The organism is uncultured Sulfitobacter sp. (assembly GCF_947502895.1).
Lineage (GTDB): Bacteria > Pseudomonadota > Alphaproteobacteria > Rhodobacterales > Rhodobacteraceae > Sulfitobacter.
On sequence record NZ_CANNBM010000008.1, the window covers coordinates 57,704 to 78,843 of the forward strand.

General features: G+C 54.5%; 22 protein-coding genes and 1 pseudogene. 13 read left to right on the forward strand and 10 right to left on the reverse strand.

What is annotated here, in order from left to right; genetic code table 11:
* The first annotated feature begins 80 nt into the window (after window positions 1–80).
* Window positions 81–2,669, forward strand: coding sequence for a cation-transporting P-type ATPase (locus tag Q0903_RS18645; protein ID WP_299417771.1), 2,589 nt, complete (start codon window positions 81–83; stop codon window positions 2,667–2,669).
* Here the strand turns inward: Q0903_RS18645 and Q0903_RS18650 are convergent.
* Window positions 2,643–3,674, reverse strand: a complete 1,032-nt coding sequence (locus tag Q0903_RS18650) for a hypothetical protein (RefSeq protein WP_299417773.1) — start codon at window positions 3,672–3,674, stop codon at window positions 2,643–2,645. The two genes, Q0903_RS18645 and Q0903_RS18650, sit on opposite strands and share 27 nt — an antisense overlap.
* A gap of 86 nt (window positions 3,675–3,760) precedes the next feature.
* On the opposite strand from Q0903_RS18650, the gene Q0903_RS18655 reads away from it, so the two are divergent.
* The gene (locus Q0903_RS18655; RefSeq protein ID WP_299031532.1) at window positions 3,761–4,477 is read left to right on the forward strand and encodes a VIT1/CCC1 transporter family protein; all 717 of its coding nucleotides are present in this window, start codon (window positions 3,761–3,763) and stop codon (window positions 4,475–4,477) included.
* Window positions 4,478–4,546: 69 nt separating this feature from the next.
* Window positions 4,547–5,707 carry a site-2 protease family protein gene (locus Q0903_RS18660; protein ID WP_299417775.1) on the forward strand — a complete coding sequence of 387 codons (1,161 nt, stop codon included), beginning with the start codon at window positions 4,547–4,549 and terminating at the stop codon, window positions 5,705–5,707.
* 53 nt (window positions 5,708–5,760) lie between these two features.
* On the opposite strand, the gene Q0903_RS18665 is transcribed toward Q0903_RS18660, so the two are convergent.
* Window positions 5,761–6,207 carry a universal stress protein gene (locus Q0903_RS18665; RefSeq protein ID WP_299417777.1) on the reverse strand — a complete coding sequence of 149 codons (447 nt, stop codon included), beginning with the start codon at window positions 6,205–6,207 and terminating at the stop codon, window positions 5,761–5,763.
* Between the two features lie 36 nt (window positions 6,208–6,243).
* Window positions 6,244–6,681, reverse strand: a complete 438-nt coding sequence (locus tag Q0903_RS18670) for a host attachment protein (protein WP_299417779.1) — start codon at window positions 6,679–6,681, stop codon at window positions 6,244–6,246.
* A 128-nt stretch (window positions 6,682–6,809) separates the two neighbouring features.
* On the opposite strand from Q0903_RS18670, the gene Q0903_RS18675 reads away from it, so the two are divergent.
* The gene (locus tag Q0903_RS18675; RefSeq protein WP_299417781.1) at window positions 6,810–8,360 is read left to right on the forward strand and encodes a PAS domain S-box protein; all 1,551 of its coding nucleotides are present in this window, start codon (window positions 6,810–6,812) and stop codon (window positions 8,358–8,360) included.
* Here Q0903_RS18675 and Q0903_RS18680 read toward each other — a convergent pair.
* Window positions 8,327–9,094, reverse strand: a complete 768-nt coding sequence (locus Q0903_RS18680) for a response regulator (RefSeq protein ID WP_299417783.1) — start codon at window positions 9,092–9,094, stop codon at window positions 8,327–8,329. The two genes, Q0903_RS18675 and Q0903_RS18680, sit on opposite strands and share 34 nt — an antisense overlap.
* A 173-nt stretch (window positions 9,095–9,267) precedes the next feature.
* On the opposite strand from Q0903_RS18680, the gene Q0903_RS18685 reads away from it, so the two are divergent.
* Complete coding sequence (locus tag Q0903_RS18685) at window positions 9,268–9,942, forward strand: helix-turn-helix domain-containing protein (protein ID WP_299417785.1); 675 nt, start codon at window positions 9,268–9,270, stop codon at window positions 9,940–9,942.
* Between the two features lie 63 nt (window positions 9,943–10,005).
* On the opposite strand, the gene Q0903_RS18690 is transcribed toward Q0903_RS18685, so the two are convergent.
* Together Q0903_RS18690 and Q0903_RS18695 are read right to left on the reverse strand one after the other, a co-directional pair.
* Complete coding sequence (locus Q0903_RS18690; protein WP_299417787.1) at window positions 10,006–10,437, reverse strand: DUF2267 domain-containing protein; 432 nt, start codon at window positions 10,435–10,437, stop codon at window positions 10,006–10,008.
* Between the two features lie 38 nt (window positions 10,438–10,475).
* Window positions 10,476–10,910 (reverse strand): hypothetical protein, encoded by a 435-nt coding sequence (locus tag Q0903_RS18695; RefSeq protein WP_299417789.1) that lies wholly within the window; start codon window positions 10,908–10,910, stop codon window positions 10,476–10,478.
* 156 nt (window positions 10,911–11,066) lie between these two features.
* On the opposite strand from Q0903_RS18695, the gene Q0903_RS18700 reads away from it, so the two are divergent.
* Window positions 11,067–11,906 carry a universal stress protein gene (locus tag Q0903_RS18700; protein ID WP_299031507.1) on the forward strand — a complete coding sequence of 280 codons (840 nt, stop codon included), beginning with the start codon at window positions 11,067–11,069 and terminating at the stop codon, window positions 11,904–11,906.
* Here Q0903_RS18700 and Q0903_RS18705 read toward each other — a convergent pair.
* Window positions 11,896–12,600 carry an endonuclease/exonuclease/phosphatase family protein gene (locus Q0903_RS18705; protein ID WP_299417791.1) on the reverse strand — a complete coding sequence of 235 codons (705 nt, stop codon included), beginning with the start codon at window positions 12,598–12,600 and terminating at the stop codon, window positions 11,896–11,898. The genes Q0903_RS18700 and Q0903_RS18705 overlap by 11 nt on opposite strands.
* Window positions 12,601–12,656: 56 nt before the next feature.
* On the opposite strand from Q0903_RS18705, the gene Q0903_RS18710 reads away from it, so the two are divergent.
* From Q0903_RS18710 to arcC, 5 genes are all read left to right on the forward strand, one after another.
* Window positions 12,657–13,310, forward strand: a complete 654-nt coding sequence (locus Q0903_RS18710) for a hypothetical protein (protein ID WP_299031501.1) — start codon at window positions 12,657–12,659, stop codon at window positions 13,308–13,310.
* A 94-nt stretch (window positions 13,311–13,404) separates the two neighbouring features.
* On the forward strand, window positions 13,405–14,850 hold the full coding sequence (locus tag Q0903_RS18715; protein WP_299417793.1) for a YfcC family protein: 1,446 nt from the start codon (window positions 13,405–13,407) through the stop codon (window positions 14,848–14,850).
* Window positions 14,847–16,070 (forward strand): arginine deiminase, encoded by a 1,224-nt coding sequence (gene arcA / locus Q0903_RS18720; RefSeq protein WP_299417795.1) that lies wholly within the window; start codon window positions 14,847–14,849, stop codon window positions 16,068–16,070. Before Q0903_RS18715 ends, arcA begins: the two co-directional genes overlap by 4 nt.
* Before the next feature lie 4 nt (window positions 16,071–16,074).
* Window positions 16,075–17,076: an ornithine carbamoyltransferase gene (gene argF, locus Q0903_RS18725; RefSeq protein ID WP_299417797.1), complete on the forward strand. Its 1,002-nt coding sequence runs from the start codon at window positions 16,075–16,077 to the stop codon at window positions 17,074–17,076.
* A complete protein-coding gene (gene arcC, locus Q0903_RS18730) occupies window positions 17,077–17,967 on the forward strand; it encodes a carbamate kinase (protein WP_299417799.1) in 891 nt (296 codons plus the stop codon).
* A 15-nt stretch (window positions 17,968–17,982) separates the two neighbouring features.
* Here arcC and Q0903_RS18735 read toward each other — a convergent pair whose 3' ends face one another.
* Window positions 17,983–18,282 carry a chaperone modulator CbpM gene (locus Q0903_RS18735; protein ID WP_299417801.1) on the reverse strand — a complete coding sequence of 100 codons (300 nt, stop codon included), beginning with the start codon at window positions 18,280–18,282 and terminating at the stop codon, window positions 17,983–17,985.
* A gap of 3 nt (window positions 18,283–18,285) precedes the next feature.
* A complete protein-coding gene (locus Q0903_RS18740; protein ID WP_299417803.1) occupies window positions 18,286–19,212 on the reverse strand; it encodes a DnaJ C-terminal domain-containing protein in 927 nt (308 codons plus the stop codon).
* A gap of 155 nt (window positions 19,213–19,367) precedes the next feature.
* Between Q0903_RS18740 and Q0903_RS18745 the strand changes: the two genes are divergently transcribed.
* Together Q0903_RS18745 and Q0903_RS18750 are read left to right on the forward strand one after the other, a co-directional pair.
* Entirely contained in the window at window positions 19,368–20,213 is an 846-nt protein-coding gene (locus Q0903_RS18745; protein ID WP_299417805.1) for a universal stress protein, read from the forward strand.
* A gap of 10 nt (window positions 20,214–20,223) precedes the next feature.
* Window positions 20,224–20,670 carry a ClbS/DfsB family four-helix bundle protein gene (locus Q0903_RS18750; RefSeq protein WP_299417806.1) on the forward strand — a complete coding sequence of 149 codons (447 nt, stop codon included), beginning with the start codon at window positions 20,224–20,226 and terminating at the stop codon, window positions 20,668–20,670.
* Window positions 20,671–20,804: 134 nt separating this feature from the next.
* Here the strand turns inward: Q0903_RS18750 and Q0903_RS18755 are convergent.
* Window positions 20,805–21,140 (reverse strand): annotated as a pseudogene (locus tag Q0903_RS18755) (hypothetical protein); the annotation flags it as partial.

A 21,140-nucleotide genomic window follows, 5' to 3' on the forward strand; every position in this document is an offset into this window, starting at 1 on the left:
CGTAGCTTTTGATATGGCTCAACCAGCCGTGAACTTTCTGGCCGATACCTGCGTAGAATTTGACGCGCGAAAGGTACACAATGGCTGATACAAAGCTTCAAACGGGCCTGACTGAAGCCGAGGTGCTGACGGCCCGGAATGTGCATGGCTGGAACGAGCTGCCTGCGGTGAAACAGACTGGCCCTTTGCGCGTGCTGCTCCGGCAGTTCACTAGCTTTCTTGTATTGATCCTGATCATTGCAGCGGCTGTTGCCCTTGCGCTTGGAGAACGGATTGATGCGCTTACGATCGGCTTGGTTGTTCTGCTGAACGCAGGATTAGGCTTTGTGCAAGAATGGAAAGCCGAAACAGCGTTGGGCGCGCTACGTGAGATGCTTTCACCGCAAGCTCTGGTTTTGCGGGCGGGTCGCGAACAGGTCATCGCCGCCAGAGACATTGTGCCGGGTGACATTCTAATCCTCACACCGGGGACGAAGATCGCGGCAGACGCCAGCGTCTTGCGCGCAGCTGATCTGTCCGTGGATGAAAGCGTGCTAACGGGCGAATCCGTTCCAGTGGCAAAAAACGCTGAAAGCAGTTTGGCTGTGTTCGCAGGTACCTCGGTTACAGCAGGGAGGGCAGAGGCACAGGTGACACAAACAGGTGGTGCCACAGAATTCGGCAAGATCGCTCATCTGACTGGATCAGTTGGGACAAAAACCACCAATCTGCAAAACAAGCTGGGGCATCTGGCCCGTCAGCTTGGGATCGCAGCACTTTTGGTCGCTGGTGGGGTTGCGGGCCTTGGCATCTGGTTGGGGCGCGATTTGACCGAGATGGTAATGACTGGCTTGTCTTTGGCTGTTGCGATGGTCCCCGAAGGTTTGCCCGCAGTGGTGACAATCACGTTGGCGTTAGGGGCGACCGCAATGGTGCGTCAGAACGCGCTCGCCAGACGTTTGCAGGCGGTTGAGACACTGGGGGCGGCTTCCGTCATTTGCACCGACAAAACGGGCACTCTGACCGAAAACAAGATGACTGCGACAAAGGTTTGGACGCTGGAGCGCCGCTATGAGGTAACTGGCACAGGTTACGATCCGGCGGGCCATATTGCATTTGATGGCACACGCATTCGGGCGGCGGATGATCCGGTGCTGGCCGTGCTGTTGAAGACAGGGCTTTATTGTAGCCACGCGCATCTGAACCATGACGGCGAGGTTTGGCACATGGTCGGCGCGCCGACCGAAGGGGCTCTGATCACGCTGGGTTATAAGGGGTGGTGCAACCTGCCCGAAGAGCGCAACTTGCTTGCGGAGTTTCCCTTTAGCAGTTCGCGCAAGCGTATGTCTGTATTGTATCAATCAGGCGAAACTACCGAAATTCTGACCAAGGGCGCACCCGAAAAGGTTTTAGAAATTTGTACCCAGGTGATGGCGCAATCTGGCCCACGGTCCCTAAGCGAGGCTGACCGCACCAGCATCGAAGACGCCTACCGCCAGCTTGCCGAGCATGGTTTGCGCGTGATGGGCTTTGCGCAGCGCACGGTTTCGGACAACCGGATCGTTGAGGAAAGTATGACGTTTCTGGGTCTGGTTGGTCTGATTGATCCGCCGCGCGAAGAGGTCCGTGGGGCCATCGCTATGGCGCAGTCTGCCGGCATTCGTGTTGTGATGATCACCGGCGACAGCCCGATAACAGCCAAGGCCATCGGAGAGCAGCTTGATCTAAACATCGAGCAACATCTGACTGGCGCAGAGTTGGATGGCCTTGACGAGGCCCAACTAAGTGACTTGCTCCGCGGCGATGTTCTCTTTGCGCGCACTAAACCTGAACAAAAAATGCGCATCGTCTCAGCCTTACAAGCGCAGGATCAGCTTGTCGCTATGACAGGTGACGGCGTGAACGACGCCCCTGCCCTGAAACAAGCCGACATTGGTATCTCGATGGGGATCAGGGGAACGGACGTGGCCCGCGATGCCTCTGATCTGGTGCTGCTCGACGATAACTTTGCCACTATCGTGCGGGCGATTGGCGAGGGACGGCGGCAGTTCGCGAATGTGCAAAAGTTTGTGCGGTACCTACTGTCCTCAAACGCGGGCGAAGTCATTGCGCTGGTAATCAACATCGCCATTGGGGGCCCTTTGGTGTTTCTCGCGACGCAAATCCTCTGGATGAACCTTGTAACGGATGGAGTGACTGCAGTCGCTCTGGGCCTGGAGAAATCTGAACCTGATCAGATGCAACAGCGCCCACGCGATAAAAACACGCCCATCCTGGGGGTCAGCGGGATTGCTACCATCATTCTGCTGGGAAGTTACACTGGGCTCTCAAGCCTGTGGATCTTCTTTCACCTCATGGACCTAGGTGTCGATCTGGCCCGCACCACAGCATTTACTGCTATGGTGGTTTTTGAAAAGGTCAGCGTCTTTGCGTTTCGGTCGCTGCGCCTGCCTGGATGGCGTATTGGATGGTTCAGCAATCCATTCTTACTCGCTGCATTAGGCATCACCTTGGGCGCACAGGTTTTGGCTGTATATTGGTCGCCGCTCCAAACTCTATTGCACACGGTGCCCATGGGCCCAGATGAATGGCTGATGATCGGAGCCTTCGCTCTGCCGATCCTCATCGTACCCGAGATCCTCAAAGCTGTGCGTATTGGGTTACTACCGCGCAAAGTAGTAAGCCACTAGGCTGCCTAGGAAGGTCAACATGACCAGTACGGAGTCCAGTCCAAATTCACCAAGCCGAGGCTTGCGACGCACGATCAGCCCGGTGAGATAAATTGCCGTTACCACGAGCCCAAACGCTAATGCCAGACTAACTGTGCGCGATGTATCTTGCAGGATCGGCCCTGCGCGAAACAGAATATCAGCTGGAAACACCAGTACCAGCATGATCAGATTACTACCGAAGATGTTGGAGATGGCCATGGTATAGGCCCCAATCCGCACGGCAGCGATACTGGTAGAAAGCTCTGGCAAGGACGTCGCCGCAGCCAGAAGGGTCACACCAACAAATCCAGCACCCAATCCTGACTGATCGGCAATCCGTTCCGCGAAAATGACAAGCAAAATACCAAAGAAAAGAATGGCAACACATGCGACAACAGCCTGCAAGATGAGCGATACATCAGCCGTGTCACTCAGCCCTGTTGGAGCGGGAAAAGCCAGCGGGTCCGGGTCTGGCAGATCGACTGGCATCCAATCGTTGCTGTGATTATATCGACGCAACAGCCAGATCGCGCCACAATAGATGACTGCGATCGCGACGCTGCCGATACCCACACTCTCAACCACAAAGGTTTCGCCCAGATTGGTGATAATCAGAGCAACCGAAAGCAGAAGGACCAGTAAGGTCGCTTCAAGCGCGTGGTTGGCCTTTCGCGGGTAATTAGTGATCGGGCCACGTGCCCAAAAGTCCGCCATGGCGAGGATCGCTGTTTGCAATGCGATGCCCCCAAAAAGGTTATTCAACACAAGATCACGCGATTGCTGCATGGCAGCAGTGAGGGTCGTGGCGACTTCGGGCAAAGACGTGGCAAGCGATAGCAGCACGAGCCCGACCAGTGATTTCGCCAGTTTGAACCGATCTGCAAGAGCATCGGCCAGATACGCAAGTCGCGCGCCCGCAATCCAGACACATGCAGCACATCCCGAAAAAACCATCAGACTTTGAATGAGCGTTGTTGCAGGCATTTGCATTACTTAGGGTTAGCGAAAATCCTCACCTCTCTTTTGATTTTGCTCAATCGAAAGATGAAATTGTCCCGCATGATCGGCCAATGAGCATTGAGCACGGACACAGCCCACAGGAAATCACGCATCGCCTGACCAAGGGCCAGAAATACAGCCCTCTTAAAGACATGATTTATGGGGGTATTGACGGCGCCGTAACGACATTTGCTATCGTTGCAGGTGTCGAAGGGGCTGGGCTGTCGCATAGCATTATCGTAGCGCTCGGACTGGCAAATATACTGGCTGACGGGTTCTCTATGGCTGCCAGTAACTATTCGGGCACAAAGGCCGAGCTTGATGACCGCAAGCGCATCATTCAAATCGAAGAACGTCATATAGCGGACCACCCGGCTGGTGAGCGCGAAGAGTTGCGGCAAATTCTTGCGCTGCGCGGTCTGTCGGGGCCCGTTCTAGAACAGGCAACAAATGAGATCGCGAGCAGCAAACAGAACTGGATCGACCTTATGCTGACGGATGAATACGGGCTGAGCCGTGACGATCCAAGTCCCGTTCGCGCGGCAATCTCTACGTTTGTGGCCTTTTTGATGGCAGGTTCTGTCCCCCTGATCCCGTTCGTTTTTGGCCTGCCCAATCCCTTTGCCCTGTCCGTCTATGCAACACTTCTGACGTTTTTCCTGATCGGGGCAGGCAAAAGCCGCTGGTCTTTGTCCAAATGGTGGCGGTCAGGCGGAGAAACCCTTCTGATTGGTGGTTTTGCAGCACTCCTAGCGTATGGGGTTGGCGGCTTGTTCCATCCCGGTTGAGCGGGTTTGAGCAAAGTCAATTTGATGGTCGTACTGCGTGCTAAGATCACCAAAAGGATGAACCAAACCATGTTCGCGAACTCTGTAAAAGTCCTCACCATCAATCAGTTCGACATCAAGGTTGATCCAAGTTGGCTGATCATCGCGGCCCTCGTTACATGGAGCCTGTCACAGAATTTCTTTCCAGATGCCCTGCCGGGTCTGTCTTCGGAGGCATACCTTGCGATGGCAGTTATCGCGATGCTGGGGCTTTTCACATCACTATTGCTGCATGAACTGGCCCATTCGGTTGTCGCGCGGCATCTGGGAGTCCCGATTAAATCCATCACCCTTTTTCTGTTTGGCGGTGTAGCTGAACTTGAAGCCGAGCCAAAATCGGGGCTTGCCGAGCTGTGGATCGCAATTGCAGGTCCACTTATGTCACTTGTTCTTGCGCTTGGATTTTGGGGCCTTGCGGGGGCTGGCACCCTCATCGCCATCGCCCCTGCAATACCTTCAGTTCTTTCCTATCTGGCGTTGATAAATCTGGTGTTGGCGCTCTTCAACATGGTGCCTGCCTTCCCACTTGATGGTGGACGTGTGCTGCGTGCCTATCTGTGGCATCGCTCTGGTGACGTGCTGGCGGCAACACGCACAGCTGCACGGTCAGGCACCTTCTTTGCGTATTTCCTGATGGCCCTTGGGGTGACCGCGCTTTTTGGGGGCGCGGTTATCGCGGGCCTATGGCAAGTGATGATCGGCGGCTTCGTTCTCATGGCGGCGCGCGCTTCTTACACCGCTCAGCTGTCGAAAACAGTGTTTGAAGGGCAAACCGTGCGCTCATTGATGACCCCTGATCCTATTACCGTCGGTCCCGACATAACCTTGGCGACTTTTGTTAATCAGATCATGCTGCGCTACAGTGTCAGCTTTGTGCCGGTTACCGAAGAGCATGTTCTACTGGGCCACATGGACCAGTCCCTTCTCTCTGGAATTGACCGCGAAAACTGGGCCAGCACCCGGGTGGGTGATGTGTTTGTCGGCCTGCACGACGCAGTCATGGTATCCCCCGATACACTCGTACCTGATCTGATGGACAGGATCAGGCAAACTGGACACCGCAAGTTTATGGTCGTGTCGGATCATCATCTGGAAGGAGTAATCACTCTCTCTGATCTGACAGCCTGCCTAAACGAGGGTAAGCAAGCGCGTGAAACCACGAAAAAGGCTGGCCAGAAAAGAAAAATCTGACCAGCTCGTTCTTATCCTATTTTTTTGGATGTCAGCGCATCAGTTCGACTGATTTAAACCACTGACAGACAGGCGCATTTTGCCATGTGATTGATCCGTTGCGTTGTGCTGCCCAGAACCAGACTCGATACAGCGCTCAAACCGCGGCGCCCTGTGATGATCAAGTCGGCACCGATTTCATCCGCATGCAACAGCAGTTCAGTTGCGGCATCGCCATGTGGCATATGTGTTTTGACATCTTCGAAGAACATTCCGGCGGCAATAATCAACGCATCATCGAGAACGCGCTGTCCGGCCCTTTCGATTTCGTCAAATGAAGGTTTTGTAATCGCCGCGTGATAGCCCGATACCGCGCCCACAACAAAGGCAGCGGTTTCGGCATGCGGTGCATGAACCAGTGTAACCGTTCCTGAGTAATGCTTGCCAAGGTCAAATGCGATCCGAGCGGCGTTCTTGGCTTTTTCCGACCCATCTAGGCCAACGATGATTTGTCTGAACATTTGTCAATTCCTCTCAATACCCCGTCATACGGGGGGCTAAACGGCGATTAACTCGCCAAGGTGGGTTTCAATGTTGCTCAACGACTGGGTTGAAAGATCCTTGGGAATTTCACCCAACAAAGTGGCGATCAGGTGGGCATCAAGGTTTGCGCGAAGCAATCTCAACATATACGGGCCACAGATCAGGATCAGGCGATCAAATCTATTGTTAAGGCGTGCAACCGACAGATCAGCCACCACATCTTTGGCAAAGCGATCATCTACCAATTCCTTTGGCAGTATTTGTTTCACAGCCAACGCTCCAGGCCCGCAAATACTGTGCCCGACGCCAGGCTTGTCGCGGGGCATGGTTACTTCCCGCGTTTGCCAGCTTTGGTCACTTATTGCTGTAAGACCATTTCCAGACCCAAGATGCGCGTACACGCGAGCGGCGCGCGCATTGGCCAAGACAACCCATGTTACGATTGGTTTCACTGATGTCTCCTTGCCTCCCGTCCGCTAAGATGTGCCAGAGCAGAACCATTGGACGTTGATGCATATCAATTCGGACTTGCGCCCGACGTGCAGCATTTGGCAGGCTCAGATCAAAGAGGATATTTGCTATGGTCGACACCGCAACTGACAGCGCCATTTTGCACGCGATCATGGATGCAGCGGTGGATGCGGTGGTTGTCTCTGATGAAAAGGGACAGATCTTGCGCACGAATGCCGCTGCTGCCCGCTTGTTTCAATTTGATGTGGCCGAAATGCTGGGGCAAAGCGTCAACATATTGATGCCAAAGGCGTTGGCCGCCCTGCATGACGGCTTTATGTCTCATCATATCAAGACAGGGGAAAAGCGGATCATCGACATTGGCCGCGACGTAGAGGGGCAGCGGAAAGACGGGTCGATTTTTCCGCTGCATCTGTCTGTGGGGCACAGCCAAGTCGAGGGGAAACGCATCTTTATCGCCATCCTTCATGATCTGACACATCGCAAGGCAACTGAAGAAGCATTAGCGCGGTCACAGCGTCTTGATGCAATCGGCAAGATGACTGGTGGCATTGCCCATGATTTTAACAATCTGCTGACAGTTATCGTAGGCAATCTGGAACTACTTGAGATGCGTGGGGCAGACAAACGCCAACTTCCTTTCATCAAGGACGCACTTGAGTCTGCAGAAATGGGCGCGGATTTGACAACGCGGCTTATGGTCTTTGCGCGGCGCAGCAACCTCAAACCAGTGCGTTCGGACTTACGCGAGGTTTGTGCAAATACCCTTACGCTATTGAAACGGACAATCGGGGCGACCTACCGGATCAAGACTGATTTCGAAGCTGAACTAGATCCGGTGATGATCGACCCCGTTCAACTCCAATCCGCGCTGATGAACCTTGCGCTGAACGCGCGCGACGCGATGGGTGCAGGTGGTGAGCTTCTGGTCTCTATTGCCAATGTCACGATTGATGACAGCTATATGGCGCAGGAAACCGATATTGAACCGGGCGATTATGTCAGGCTGTCAGTAAGTGATGACGGCGCAGGCATGAGCCTTGAGGCGCAGCGCCGAGCGTTCGAGCCTTTTTTTACAACTAAGGCTGACAGCGGCGGGACAGGGCTTGGGTTAGCCATGGTATACGGTTTTGTCCGTCAGTCTGGCGGCCATGTGACACTTTATAGCGAGCTGGGCCTTGGGACGAGCTTTGGTTTGTATTTTCCAGCCGTGGAACAAGAGGACGCATTGGATGGCATCAGCCAAACTTTGACAGCAAAAAAAGCCATCCCATGCGGCAATGGCGAAACGATCTTGATTGTCGAGGACAACGACCGCGTGCGCAAACTATCGATTGAGCGCATTTCCGATCTTGGGTTTGCGACATTGGAGGCGGAAAGTGGAGATCAAGCATATGCCATGCTAAAGGCGGGCGCGCAGGTGGATCTGGTATTCTCTGATCTTGTCATGCCGGGGCGATTAAATGGCTATGATCTAGCCCAAAAGGTTTCAGATGAATTTCCCGCACTCAAAATCTTGCTGACTTCAGGATATGCCAGTGATGTGATTACCGGCTCGATGGCGCATGACATGCCCTTCGACATATTGCACAAACCCTACCGGCAATCGGAACTGGCTGGGCGGCTTCAAGCGCTTTTAACGGATGATCCGGATGATTGAACCGTCTTCACCTCACAGGCAAAAGTATACCCAATCCCGCGCACCGTCTTAATCAACTTCGGATGTGACGGATCTCGCTCGATCTTCTTGCGCAACCGCGCGACCTGATTGTCAATGGTCCGGTCCAGCGGGCTCCACTCAACGCCGCCTGTCATGTCCATCAGTTGATCGCGTGACAAGACGCGCTTTGGGCTACTCAAAAAGACAGACAACAGCTTAAAATCACCGCTGGTCAGATCGCAGGCAGTGTTATCTCGGTCGATAAGCTCAAGCTGGTCAGGGAAAGCGGTCATACCATCGAAGCTGAAATGTACTGTCGCGCTCTCAGAACTAGCGTCAGTGGCCGTTTGCGTGGTTGCGGAAGCAGTTCCAGTGCGGCGCAGCACACTTCGTATACGTGCAATGACCTCACGCACGTGAAAAGGTTTGGTGATGTAGTCATCCGCCCCGACCTCAAGACCAACCACCTTGTCGATTACGTCATCCTTGCCTGTCACCATGATAATAGGCACTTGCGACACGGTTCGGACTTGGCGCGCAACGTCCACGCCGTTGTCTGCGCCCAAATGGATATCCAGTGTCATCAAGTCCAATTTCGAATTCAAGACAGCTTGTATCACTTGAGCTGCCGTTTCTGCTTCAAGGACGCGCGCACCCTCGTCCTCAAGCACATTGCGCAAAAGGCTTCTGATCTTCGGATCATCTTCAACAATAAGGATCGTCTGATCTCTCAAGGGTAGCCTCTTTCCGGTGCACCAAGACAATTGCACGATGAAGCATATATATGTGCGATAGCGACATCAGCGTATTGCCCGATACAAAACGATACAATTTTCTGACGTCTCACGATAACGCCGATTACATCTGCCGTGCAAGGTGATCTCAAATCAAATGGAGGTCTGCCTACATGTACGTCACAATCCCCAACGAATGCTCCGCCGAAATTTCCACCCCACCGCTTGCAAGCACATCCCCCAAATCCGCAGAAGCGCGCCTAAAATCAGGTGCTTATCTCTATTTTGAAGGGGACGAGGTCGAGTGGCTGTACCAAGTCACCAGCGGCGTGCTGCGCCTGACGCGATTGCTGGCGGATGGCCGCCGACAGGTCATCGCATTCGGTTATCCTGGCGATATTGTAGGATTCCCCGCCGCCGATCTGCACCACACTGATTGCGAGGCATTGACAGACGTACGCTTGCAACCGTTCCGCCGGACCCATCTTGAGAATGGTGACGGTGATCCCAAGCTGCATTCCGCCTTGTTGCAAGCAGCCCTGCGAGAAATCAGCGGGATGCAGGATCATTTCATGATGCTCGGGCGCAAATCGGCTACTGAAAAACTCGCCTCTTTTCTGTGTGTTTTGGCCGAGCGTGTCGGCGAGGATTTGGGGGCTTACCGCCAGATCAATCTACCCATGAGCCGCTCAGATATTGCTGATTTTCTGGGCTTGACCACCGAAACCATTAGCCGGACCTTCACCCAATTGCGCAAAAGCCAGATCATTGCCATCGACAATATCCACACGATCATCATCCAACGCCCCACCGCGCTGCTTAGCCTTGCTGAGGGCGATAACGCCTGAATTGTGCGCCACTCCCCGACGTACATGAAAAGCCACGCAAAGATTTGCGTGGCTTTTAACGTTTCAAGGCGCAGACCACATATCGCGAAGATCTTGAGGCAAGCTCGCACGAATGTCCTCTACCTCGCCCCTGCTTAAGCGCGCATTCAGCAGATCAAACACGCATTTGATATCATCGCGGCCACGATACTCTGAGGTGTCAGCCATCTGGTGGCCGACAAAGGTAATGAATTCCTCTTCATGTCGTTCCTTGATTGGAGTGTCCTTGGGCACCCAGCCTTCAAAAAAGAACCCGCGGATCATCACTGGCAATTGTGCTGACATTTGCGCCAACTCGTCGACCAGCAGGTGATCTCGGATACGGTGCAATGTGACCCGCATGAGCCGCAATGCACTACGCTTTGAAGTCCAGTCGAGCCGACCTGCCAATTCGTTAATCCACTCATGGGTCAGGTGAACGCTGTGGTCGATCACTTCCAAACCTTGTGTAGTCATGGTGTTGCTCCTTTTTTGAGATCAGTCTTCAATTGGTTTCATATCAAAATCGATGCGATGGTGGGCAGGGTAGCCATGTCCTTGCCCACCCTTTGCCACTCTTCATAGACACGCCCGTTCGAGACTTTTTCAAATGTCACGCGGTCCTCCGATGCCACGTGCGTTGGTACTTTGATCTTGTCCTTAGTGCTGTAGATCAGCGTGCCGTCTATTTCGGCCTCCGGCCCAAACGACAGGGTTTGCGCCAGAATGCGCACGTCGCCTTCGATCTTTGAGTTCAGGATCACGTCACGGCCTGTCACTGCAAGCGCACCTGCAACTGGTCCTTCAACTGTAACCGAATTTCCCAGCAGGCGCGCGTTGCCGAGAGTCTTAGAACTGCTTTCGGTTCGCGCCGAGAACGCCATGACAGATAAGTCCTCAGCGATTTCGCCGCGGATCACGGCGAGGAGTTTGGGACGTACAAACATCATTGGCCTCTCTATGAGAACTTCAGTTGCCTGCTAATTTATGCCCAACCCCGTGCATTCGATTGATCAGAGTCAATCTCGAAAGCAATGACACTGCTATTCAGGATGAGACAAACGGGTGCCCTTTGCGCACCTCACCAGCAAGAAAGGAACATCCTTATGGCCCCCAAAACAATTCTGGTTTGCTTGACGACCCCCGATCATGCCGAAACCCTTCTCAAAGTGGCTGTCCCCTTAGCCCGCAAACACGGCGCGCACCTTATCGGATTGCATACCGTTGAGGCGCTTGTCGTCTATCCAGGTATCGCCATGCATATTCCGGATACGGCCTTTACGTCTTTCAACGAAAGCCAGAAAAAAGAGGCCGAGGAGATCAAGGCGGTATTTGAAAAGCACACCAATCCAGAAGAGTTTGTGAGTGAATTCCGATTGGTTCGGGCTGAAGCGCAATCTGCCAGCGAGCGTATGGTTGAGAGCGCACGCGCAGCGGATCTGGTGATCATGGCGCACGAGGACAAAAACAGCGATCGATATGATCAACGACACGCACAGACCCAAGTGATCCGCGAAAGTGGGCGGCCTGTGATTGTGGTGCCGCTAGACTACGACGGTCCCGAAATTGGCGCGAACATCCTGCTGGGCTGGAGCGACACGCGAGAGGCGGCACGCGCGGCGCACGATATGTTGGGCCTTGCGGATGATGGCGCAGCGCTGACAGTACTTCGTGTTGGGAAAAGTCCACAGGATGCGTTCAAAGACTCCGATGCTATTGATATGGTGGAAATGTACGCGCGACATGGCCTTAAGGTGACGCTGGATCACCGTGATCCGCTGGGCGATGGTATCGCAGATGTACTGCAAAATGTTGCATTTGAAAAAGGTGCTGGCCTGATCGTGACGGGGGCCTTTGGCCATTCCCGCGCCTATGATTTCGTTCTGGGTGCCACAACCTACGCTTTGTTGCGGGACCAGAAACTGCCCGTGCTTTTTAGCAAGTAGAAGCGGGCACCTCAATGTCGGACCAGATTGGCAAATGGTCCGATGCCACCCGCGCCAAAGAGCTTTGATCAACGCCGGCATCGTGCAACGTGACACCCGGCGTTAATGCAAAACGGTCAAGCGCCGCGATAGGTCGGCGGGCGTGGAACGACCTTCCCGGACTGTGCGTCTCAAACCGTGCCGCCAAAGGTTCGAACCCTTTCGTCGCGGACCATTCATTGAAATCGCCAGCGATAACGCAATGAACATCCCCGTCTGTGGCGCTGTTGATCGCTGCAAGTTGCGCCTGTCTGTCGCACCTGCGCAGACCCAGATGTGCTGCCACCACCGTGAGCCCTGCCCCCAGATTGACCTGCATCCTAACTGCCCCGCGCGGCTCAAACCCCGGCAAGACCAAAGGCTCGACATGTCGCACATCAAGACCTTTACGCACCAAAACTGCGTTGCCATGCCAACCAATACTCACACTGTTATGCGATACGTTGACCAGTTCGAAATCCGTCTCGGCATCAATCATACCCCGCGGCAGCGCCGCGGGTCGCGCCCCCATTCGTTTATCGGCCTCTTGCAGCACCACAATGTCTGCATTCAGGCCATTGATCACCTGCAAAATGCGCGTTGGTCTACGCCTCTGGTCAAGACCACGGGCTTTGCGAATGTTATAGCTCGCAATTCGGATGTGAGTTTCTTGCATAGGGTCTATATAGGAACGGTGATGTTCGTTTTTAATACCACACCGGAAGCTCAGAAATGAAACTGATCAAGGATAGCAGTGCCATCATGCTGGTAATCTGGGCAATGCTCCTGAGCACTGCTGTGATCGCGCTTGGGCTGTCACGCTGGTCTTTGGCTTTTGTTAGTTTCGCAACCCTTGCTTTGTCCCTCTTGCCTCCTCTTCTTGCCGCGCGCTGGTCCCTTAAACTGCCTTTGCCTTTCTTGCTGTTCACAACCCTGTTTTTCTTTGCTTCCATCTTTTTGGGTGAAGCATTCGATTTCTACGAACGTCTTTGGTGGTGGGACATCGCCCTGCACGGTCTTTCTGCTGTCGGTTTTGGCCTGACGGGGTTCCTGTTCGTGTTCATGCTGTTTGAGGGCGATCGCTTTGCGGCCCCCCCCTCTGCCATCGCATTCATAAGTTTTTGTGTTGCCATGACAGTCGGCGCAACCTGGGAGATTTTCGAATATTCTATGGACCTCTCATTCGGGCTGAACATGCAGAAATCAGGTCTGGACGACACGATGGGTGATCTGATCGTTGACGCGTTGGGGGGACTAATTGCCAGTTTGACCGGCTACTTTTATCTCCGCCACAACGCCGCCGGACTGCTCGGGCGCGGCCTTGGACAATTCATCGAGATGAACCAGCGTCTGTACCGGAAATACAAGCAACGTCTGAAGAAATAGCAGCATCTTTGCCACCGGATTGACCAATCTCAATCGGCATTCTGACGTTTACCCCATGATAATGAAAACCGCATCCTAAGGAGAGGTATTTCAGATGGTCATGTCACCGCACTTCGGCTCCGATCCTGAACCGCAGAAACCCAGCCGTTTTCCAACCGCTTACACGATTCTCTTTTCCCTCGTGGTTGCAATGGCCGCGCTCACGTGGATCGTGCCGGCGGGGGAATATGAACGCATCGCCAATACGGCATTGTCCAAGGACGTCCCTGTCCCTGGTACCTACGCCAGGGTTGAGGCGTCACCGCAGGGGTTCTTTGACGTGTTGCTGGCACCCATCGCAGGGTTTTACGATCCTTCATCCTACACCGCCAACGCCATTGATGTGTCATTGTTCGTGCTCATCGTCGGCGGGTTCCTTGGCGTTGTGACAGCTACCGGTGCCATCAACACCGGCGTCGCGCAGGCCATGCGTAAGCTGGAAGGACGTGAAAAATGGATGATCCCGATCATGATGGCGCTGTTCGCCGCAGGCGGGACAACTTACGGTATGGCCGAAGAAACGCTCGCGTTTTATGTGTTGCTGATCCCGATCATGATCGCTGCAGGCTATGACGCACTGACGGGTGTCGCTATCATCATGCTGGGTGCGGGTGTTGGTGTAATTGGCTCCACGATCAACCCGTTCTCTACTGCTATTGCCTCTAACGCGGCGGGCATCGCTTTTACCGAAGGGATGGCCCTTCGCTTTGTGATCCTTGGCCTGTCATGGCTCGCGGCCGTCGCTTTTGTGATGCGCTATGCTGAGCGGGTGCGGCTTGATCCCTCTCGCTCTCTCGTTGCTCATTTGAAAGACGAGAACGAGGCGCATTTCCTTCAAAAGCACGCACCCGCTGAAAATGAGACGCTGACGGGTATCCAGAGCCTGATTTTGATCCTTTTTGCCGCAACCTTTGTTGCAATGGTTTGGGGCGTGTCCTCGCAAGGCTGGTGGATGGCTGAGATGTCAGCTTTGTTCCTCGCGGCATCAATTGTCATCGGCACTTTGGGTTGGCTGGGCGAAAAAGTGTTCACAAATGCCTTTGTCGACGGCGCACGAGACCTTCTTGGCGTGGCTTTGGTCATTGGCCTTGCGCGCGGGATTGTCATCATCATGGATCAGGGCCGCATCACCGATACGTTCCTGCATACGTTTGAGGGCTGGATCACCGGCATGTCAGAGGTCGCCTTTATCAATGCGCTCTTTGGCATCGAAGCACTCATGAGCTTTCTTGTCCCCTCCACCTCCGGCCTGGCCGTATTGTCGATGCCGATCATGGCACCGCTATCGGACTTCGCTGGTGTCAGCCGCGACCTCGCCGTCACAGCGTTTCAAACCGCCATCGGGATCACCAACCTTGTCGCTCCCACCTATGCGGTCGTCGTCGGTGGCCTCGCCATTGGGCGCATCCCTTATAACATATGGCTCAGGTTTGTTTGGCCTTTGCTGGTGATCTTGTCACTCATGTCCATGACGCTGCTGAGCGCGGCGGTGATGCTATGACCGCCCCTCTTGGTGTCCATTCCGAAATCGGCAATCTGCGCACAGTCATGGTCTCTCGCCCCGGCCTTGCGCATGAACGGCTCACGCCCAGCAATTGCGACGCCCTGTTGTTCGACGATGTTTTCTGGGTCGATGAAGCACGCAAGGATCACTTCGCGTTTTGCGACAAGATGCGTGATAGGGGTGTTGAAGTGCTGGAACAGCACGATCTGCTGACAGAAGTTCTGGACCAACCCGAGGCCCGCCGCTGGTTGCTGGATCGCAAGATCACCGAGGACCACATCGGCGTCGGCATGATGACCGAACTGCGTCATTGGCTGAACGAGCTACCGGCGGCTGCGCTTACTCGGTTTTTGACAGGTGGTATCACGGTCAGCGATCTACCCTTCGCACCGCACAGCATGTTTGGTCGGTTTCTCGGCCCTGATGGCTTCGTGCTCCCGCCCCTGCCAAACCTCATGTTCACCCGCGATACCTCATGTTGGATCTATGGCGGTGTCACCCTGAACCCAATGCACTGGCCCGCACGGCAGCAGGAAACGCTGATTGCAGCCGCGATCTACAAGTTCCATCCCTTCTTTAGGGGTCACGCTGAAATTTTGTGGGGCAACCCGGATCAGGATTTTGGACCCGCAACCCTCGAAGGGGGCGATGTTATGCCCATCGGGAATGGCTGCGTGATGGTCGGAATGGGCGAGCGCACAACACCGCAAGCTGTGGGGCAACTAGCCGTCTCGTTGTTCGATAAAGGCGTGGCAGAGCGCATCATCGCCTGCCAAATGCCAGCATCTCGCGCTGCAATGCACCTTGATACGGTATTTTCGTTCTGCGACCACGATACCGTCACCAGCTTCACTCAGGTGGCGGACCAGATCAAATGTTACTCCCTCTACCCTGACGACAAAAATGCGTTGAAGGTGGTCGAAGATCCCGGCCATATCTTCGATGCCGTGCAAGAAGCCCTGCACATCAACAGCCTGCACATCATCGGCACGGGTGGCGATCACTTTGAGCAAGAGCGCGAACAATGGGACGACGGCAACAACGTTGTCGCGTTAGAGCCAGGTGTCGTGATGGCTTATGACCGCAACGTCCACACCAACACGCTTTTACGCAAAGCAGGTATTGAGGTGATCACATTCCGTGGTGCCGAACTTGGCCGCGGGCGTGGCGGTGGCCATTGCATGACCTGTCCCATTTCACGCGATCCAGTGGAGTAAGCATATGTCCTTCAACCTCAAAAACCGTTCATTCCTGTCCTTACGCGACTTCACCTCGCAGGAAATCAAATTCCTGCTAAAGCTTTCCGCTGATCTGAAGGCCGCAAAATATGCTGGTACCGAACGGCAGACCCTAAAGGGCCGCGAGATCGCGCTGATCTTTGAGAAAAACTCGACCCGCACCCGTGTAGGGTTCGAAGTCGCCGCCCACGATCAGGGCGCGCATGTCACGTATCTTGGGCCGTCCGGCAGTCACATCGGCAAGAAGGAAAGCATCAAGGACACTGCCCGCGTGCTGGGACGAGTCTATGACGCGATCGAGTATCGTGGTTTTGGGCAAGACATTGTTGAAACGCTTGCGCAATGGTCTGGCGTCCCCGTCTACAATGGGCTGACGGATGAGTTTCACCCAACCCAAATCCTCGCTGATGTGCTGACAATGATGGAACATATCGACAAACCACTGAACCAGATCGCCTTCTGTTTCATGGGCGACGCGGGCAACAACATGGGCGATAGCCTACTGATCGGGGCTGTGAAACTCGGAATGGACGTGCGCCTGTGTGGTCCAAAGTCGCTTTGGCCAGACAAAGCAATCGTGAACGGGGCCTTGGCCGAGGCCAAGTTGACAGGTGCACGTATTTTGCTGACCGAAGACGTGCAGCAGGGCGTCAGCGAATGTGACGTCGTCTATACTGATGTCTGGGTTTCGATGGGTGAGCCAGAGGAGGTTTGGGCCGAGCGGATCAAGCAGCTGATGCCTTATCAGGTGAACCCAGAGGTAATGAAAATGACTGGCAATCCCCACACCAAATTCATGCATTGCTTGCCCGCATTTCATAATACCGAAACAGAAGTAGGCCAACACGTCCGCGACACTTTCGGTCTCGATGCGATGGAAGTCACCGAAGACGTATTCGAGAGCGCCGCCTCTATCGTTTTTGATCAGGCCGAAAACCGCATGCACACCATTAAGGCCGTTCTGGTCGCAACTTTGGGGTCCTAGATGAGAATTGTTGTTGCTTTGGGCGGAAACGCCTTGTCGAAGCGGGGTGAGACGCTCACCGCGATCGGTCAACGCGCCAGTATTCGCGTTGCTGCGCAGTCATTGGCTAAACTTTTAGAGGCAGGTCATGAGGTGGTCATCACCCACGGCAATGGTCCGCAAGTGGGGTATCTGGCGCTACAGGGCGGGCCTTTCCCGCTGGACATACTTGGAGCGGAAACCGACGGAATGATCGGCTATGTGCTACAACAAGAGTTGGACAACGCCTACGCGCCCGATGCGAAATACGCGACGATACTGACCCAAATTGAGGTCGACCCAAGCGATCCGGCGTTCCACGCCCCAACGAAATTTATCGGACCAGTTTACGAAGAAGCTGAGGCCGCAAAGCTCAGTGCTGCACGCGGTTGGACCATTGGCAAAGACGGTGCTTTTTTCAGGCGTACCGTACCCTCACCACGCCCCAAGCGCATTTTGGAACTGGATGTTATCAACCTGCTGTTAGAGCAAAAGGTTATTGTCATCTGTGCGGGAGGTGGAGGTATCCCTGTTGTCCAGAAACCGGACGGCACGATGATCGGAATTGAGGCCGTGATCGACAAGGATCACGCGAGCGGACTTCTCGCACGAGAATTGAATGCCGATGCCTTCCTGATGCTCACCGATGTTGAAGGCGTCTTCACTAAGTGGGGAAAACCGGATCAAGCGATCATCAGCCATGCAACACCACAGGAATTGGCCTCAATGTCTTTTCCAGCAGGATCAATGGGCCCCAAGGTTGAAGCCGCATGTGATTTTGCGACATCGACTACCGGGTTCGCTGCCATTGGAAGGTTGTCAGATTGCACAGGGCTGATGAACGGGACCACAGGCACAAGGGTCAGTCTGTAGACCTGAACGCAGGTTTTAGGGCATCTCGTATTGTGCCAACCGGCGCAGCACAGCGTCGCGTTCTTCCAGCAAGTCCAACACCAACGCGACACCAGCAACGTTAACGCCCAGATCGCGGTTCAGGCGCCGCGCTTTTTTCGCCCGCACAATGTTGGTCCCGACAAAGCGCCAGTTACCACTGTTTCCGCCTACGGGGTCAAGCACACCATGCTCGACCAACTCAATCACCCAAGCCTCATCTGCCTGACAAAAGCGGCAAAGGTCTTGCAGGGTTAGCGTATCCACAATTTCACTGTGCTGGGTCGTTTTTTTCATGATCTAACCTCCTAAATTGGCGCGCGGATCAAAGGGCATTTCCTGTGCCATTTTCTCAAAGAACGCGCGTGCTTCAGCTGTTTCGGCCTTTGGATTAACGATTTTCAGGGTGGCGTAGATGTCACCTGCTGGCTGCCCTGGCAGGCCCTTTCCCTTGAGCCGCAGCTTCTGGCCCGCGCGTGCATTTTTAGGAATGCGCAGATCGACCTTGCCGTCAGGTGTGGGCATTGTCACACGCGCGCCAAGTGCTCCCTCCCATGGGGCGATGGGCAGATCGAGATAAAGGTCCTTGCCATCGGGGCGGTACACAGGATGCGGGGCAAAACTGATCTCGAGGAACAGATCACCGGCTACATCCGCGCCCGGAGTGCCTTGCCCTGCAAGCCGAATGTGCTGACCTTCCATGATGCCTTTGGGCACCTTAACCGCGATGGTGCGGTCTTGCAGGGTGACACGGCCATCCGGCCCCAACACCGGCGATCTGAGGCTGAGCGTACGCGAGGCCCCCTTAAACGCCTCTTCGATCGTAATCTCGATCCGCCCATGACTATCAGCCCCGTGTTTGGCACCCATGCCACCTGTCGGGCCGCCGCCACGCCGAAAGAGCGTTTCAAAGAAATCGTTGAAGCCTTCGCCCTCTTGCGGTCCACCCTGTGAAAATGAATATTCATTTTCCCAGTCTGGCGGCGGCTGATACCGTCCCTGACCTTGCGGCGGTTCCTGACCCATCTGATCATAGGCTGCGCGGCGTTCGGGGTCTTTCAACACCTCGTAGGCTTCGTTCACATCCTTGAACTTCGCTTCCGCGTTCGGGCCGGTGTTGATGTCCGGGTGATACTTCCGCGCCGCCTTGCGAAACGCCTTCTTGATATCATCAGGTTTTGCATCCTGCGCGACACCCAGCACTTTGTAGTAGTCTTTGAAATCCATTTGCCTACCGTTCGCATGCTTTCATCTGGCAGCATACTGCCATCTGCGATGACGGGTTCGTTTGATCTTTGTCAGTCGGGCGACAACGCGATGTGACACCATAATCGCGACTGCTCCGGTCAATTGGCCGGTCACTTTGATGAACGGAGACAACAATGCACTATCGCTCGATACTATTTGTACTGAACACAAAAACACCCGACGCCCAGATCGCGCAGGCAGCCGAAGCTGCCGCATTGGATGACACGCATCTGGTCTGTTTGCTGCTGGGTCAAGCCCCTGCGCTGCCGATATATGCATACGGCGTGCCTCCGTATGGCGGAATGAACATCCCTGACAACTGGGGCGAAAAGGTCGAGGAAGCACAGCAGGCCCGGAAAGACCGCGTTGATGCTGTTGAAGCAATCCTTGCGAAAAGCAATGCCTCTGGCGATGTCCACTCCGTCCTTTGTGCAACGTTGGATGTGAAGCACCACGTTTCGCGGCTTGCCCGTGTCAGCGACGAAGCGTTCCTCGCTGCCAATCTGCGCGACGATCCGGATGTCATGCGTGAAGCCGTCGCGGGTGTCCTGTTTCACTCCCCCATTGGCCTTCGTTTGAATGGGACGGTCGCCCAGAAGGCTGATCGTGTGTTCGTCGCATGGACCAGCAATGAGGCCGCATCGGCGGCTGTGCATGCCGCCCTACCCTATCTGAAAGAGGCTAGCGAGGTTGTGATTGCCTGCTTTGATCCCGTGATGACGGCTGCGGCAGACGGTCAAGATCCCGGCGTTGATGTGGCCGAATGGCTCAGCCATCATGGCTGCACCGTAACGGTTTCTCAGTTCCCTAGCGGTGGCCTTGAGATCGGGCGCGCCATTCAGGATCGCGCAACTGAATTCGGCGCGGATTTGGTTGTGATGGGGGCCTATGGTCACGCGCGGATAATCCAAACTGTTCTGGGTGGCACCACCCGCACCATGATTGAACAGACTGATCTTCCGCTGCTTTTGGCGCATTAGGGATTCCGGAATGGCCTGCACCAACAAAGATGATCTGATCAACCTGACAGAGAGAGAATTTGCCAAACTGCAAAAACTGATCGCATCGCTGGATCAGGCACAATCAGAGAAAGGTGAGGACGATGTGTCGATCAAAGATGTGATCGGCCATCGCGCACATTGGATTGATCTATTCTTGGGCTGGTACAATGACGGCATGGCTGGAAAAGAGGTTTTCTTTCCAGCAAAGGGCTACAAGTGGAATGACCTTAAACGTTATAATGCCGAACTGCGCCAGCGGCAGGCGCATCTAGATTGGGAGACGGTCAAAACGCTGCTGCAAAGCCGTCACGATCAATTGGTTCTGTTTCTTTCTGATCTTTCTAATACGAAACTCTATGGTGGGCCGATGCAGGGTGCCAACAACAAATGGACAACGGGCAGATGGGCAGCAGCGACAGGATCGCGCCAGCCGTAACACCCAGATCAACACCAAGCCCCAGCGTGAGCAAAACGGTCACAACAATCGCGTTTGGAATAGGTCCTGCTGTGCCGCTGGGTCTTGATGTCCACCAATGATAAAACAGCCACGATGATGGTGACCGCAAGCGTAGCCTTTTGCGGCGCATCTGCGCATTTGATCGGCATCGGGGGTTGTGTGAAAATCCCGCGCCCGGATTTTATCCTAGCTCCAATTCCCACGTTTAAGGTGCCATATCGTATCGGTAGTTGGACGTCACACCATTGCGTCCCAGCGTCTCAACCAACCCCTACAATCACAATGTCAAAGGATGCATCCGCTTGGTCCACTGGCGTTTTACCACCATTCCCAATGCACCACACAACGCCTTTCATGTCATACCCTGCCGCTTTTGTTATGCTCAAGATATCCGCCAAAGACCTAAGGGTGGCCGAGCCTGTCCCAGTGCGGCAATTGGCAAGAATGGG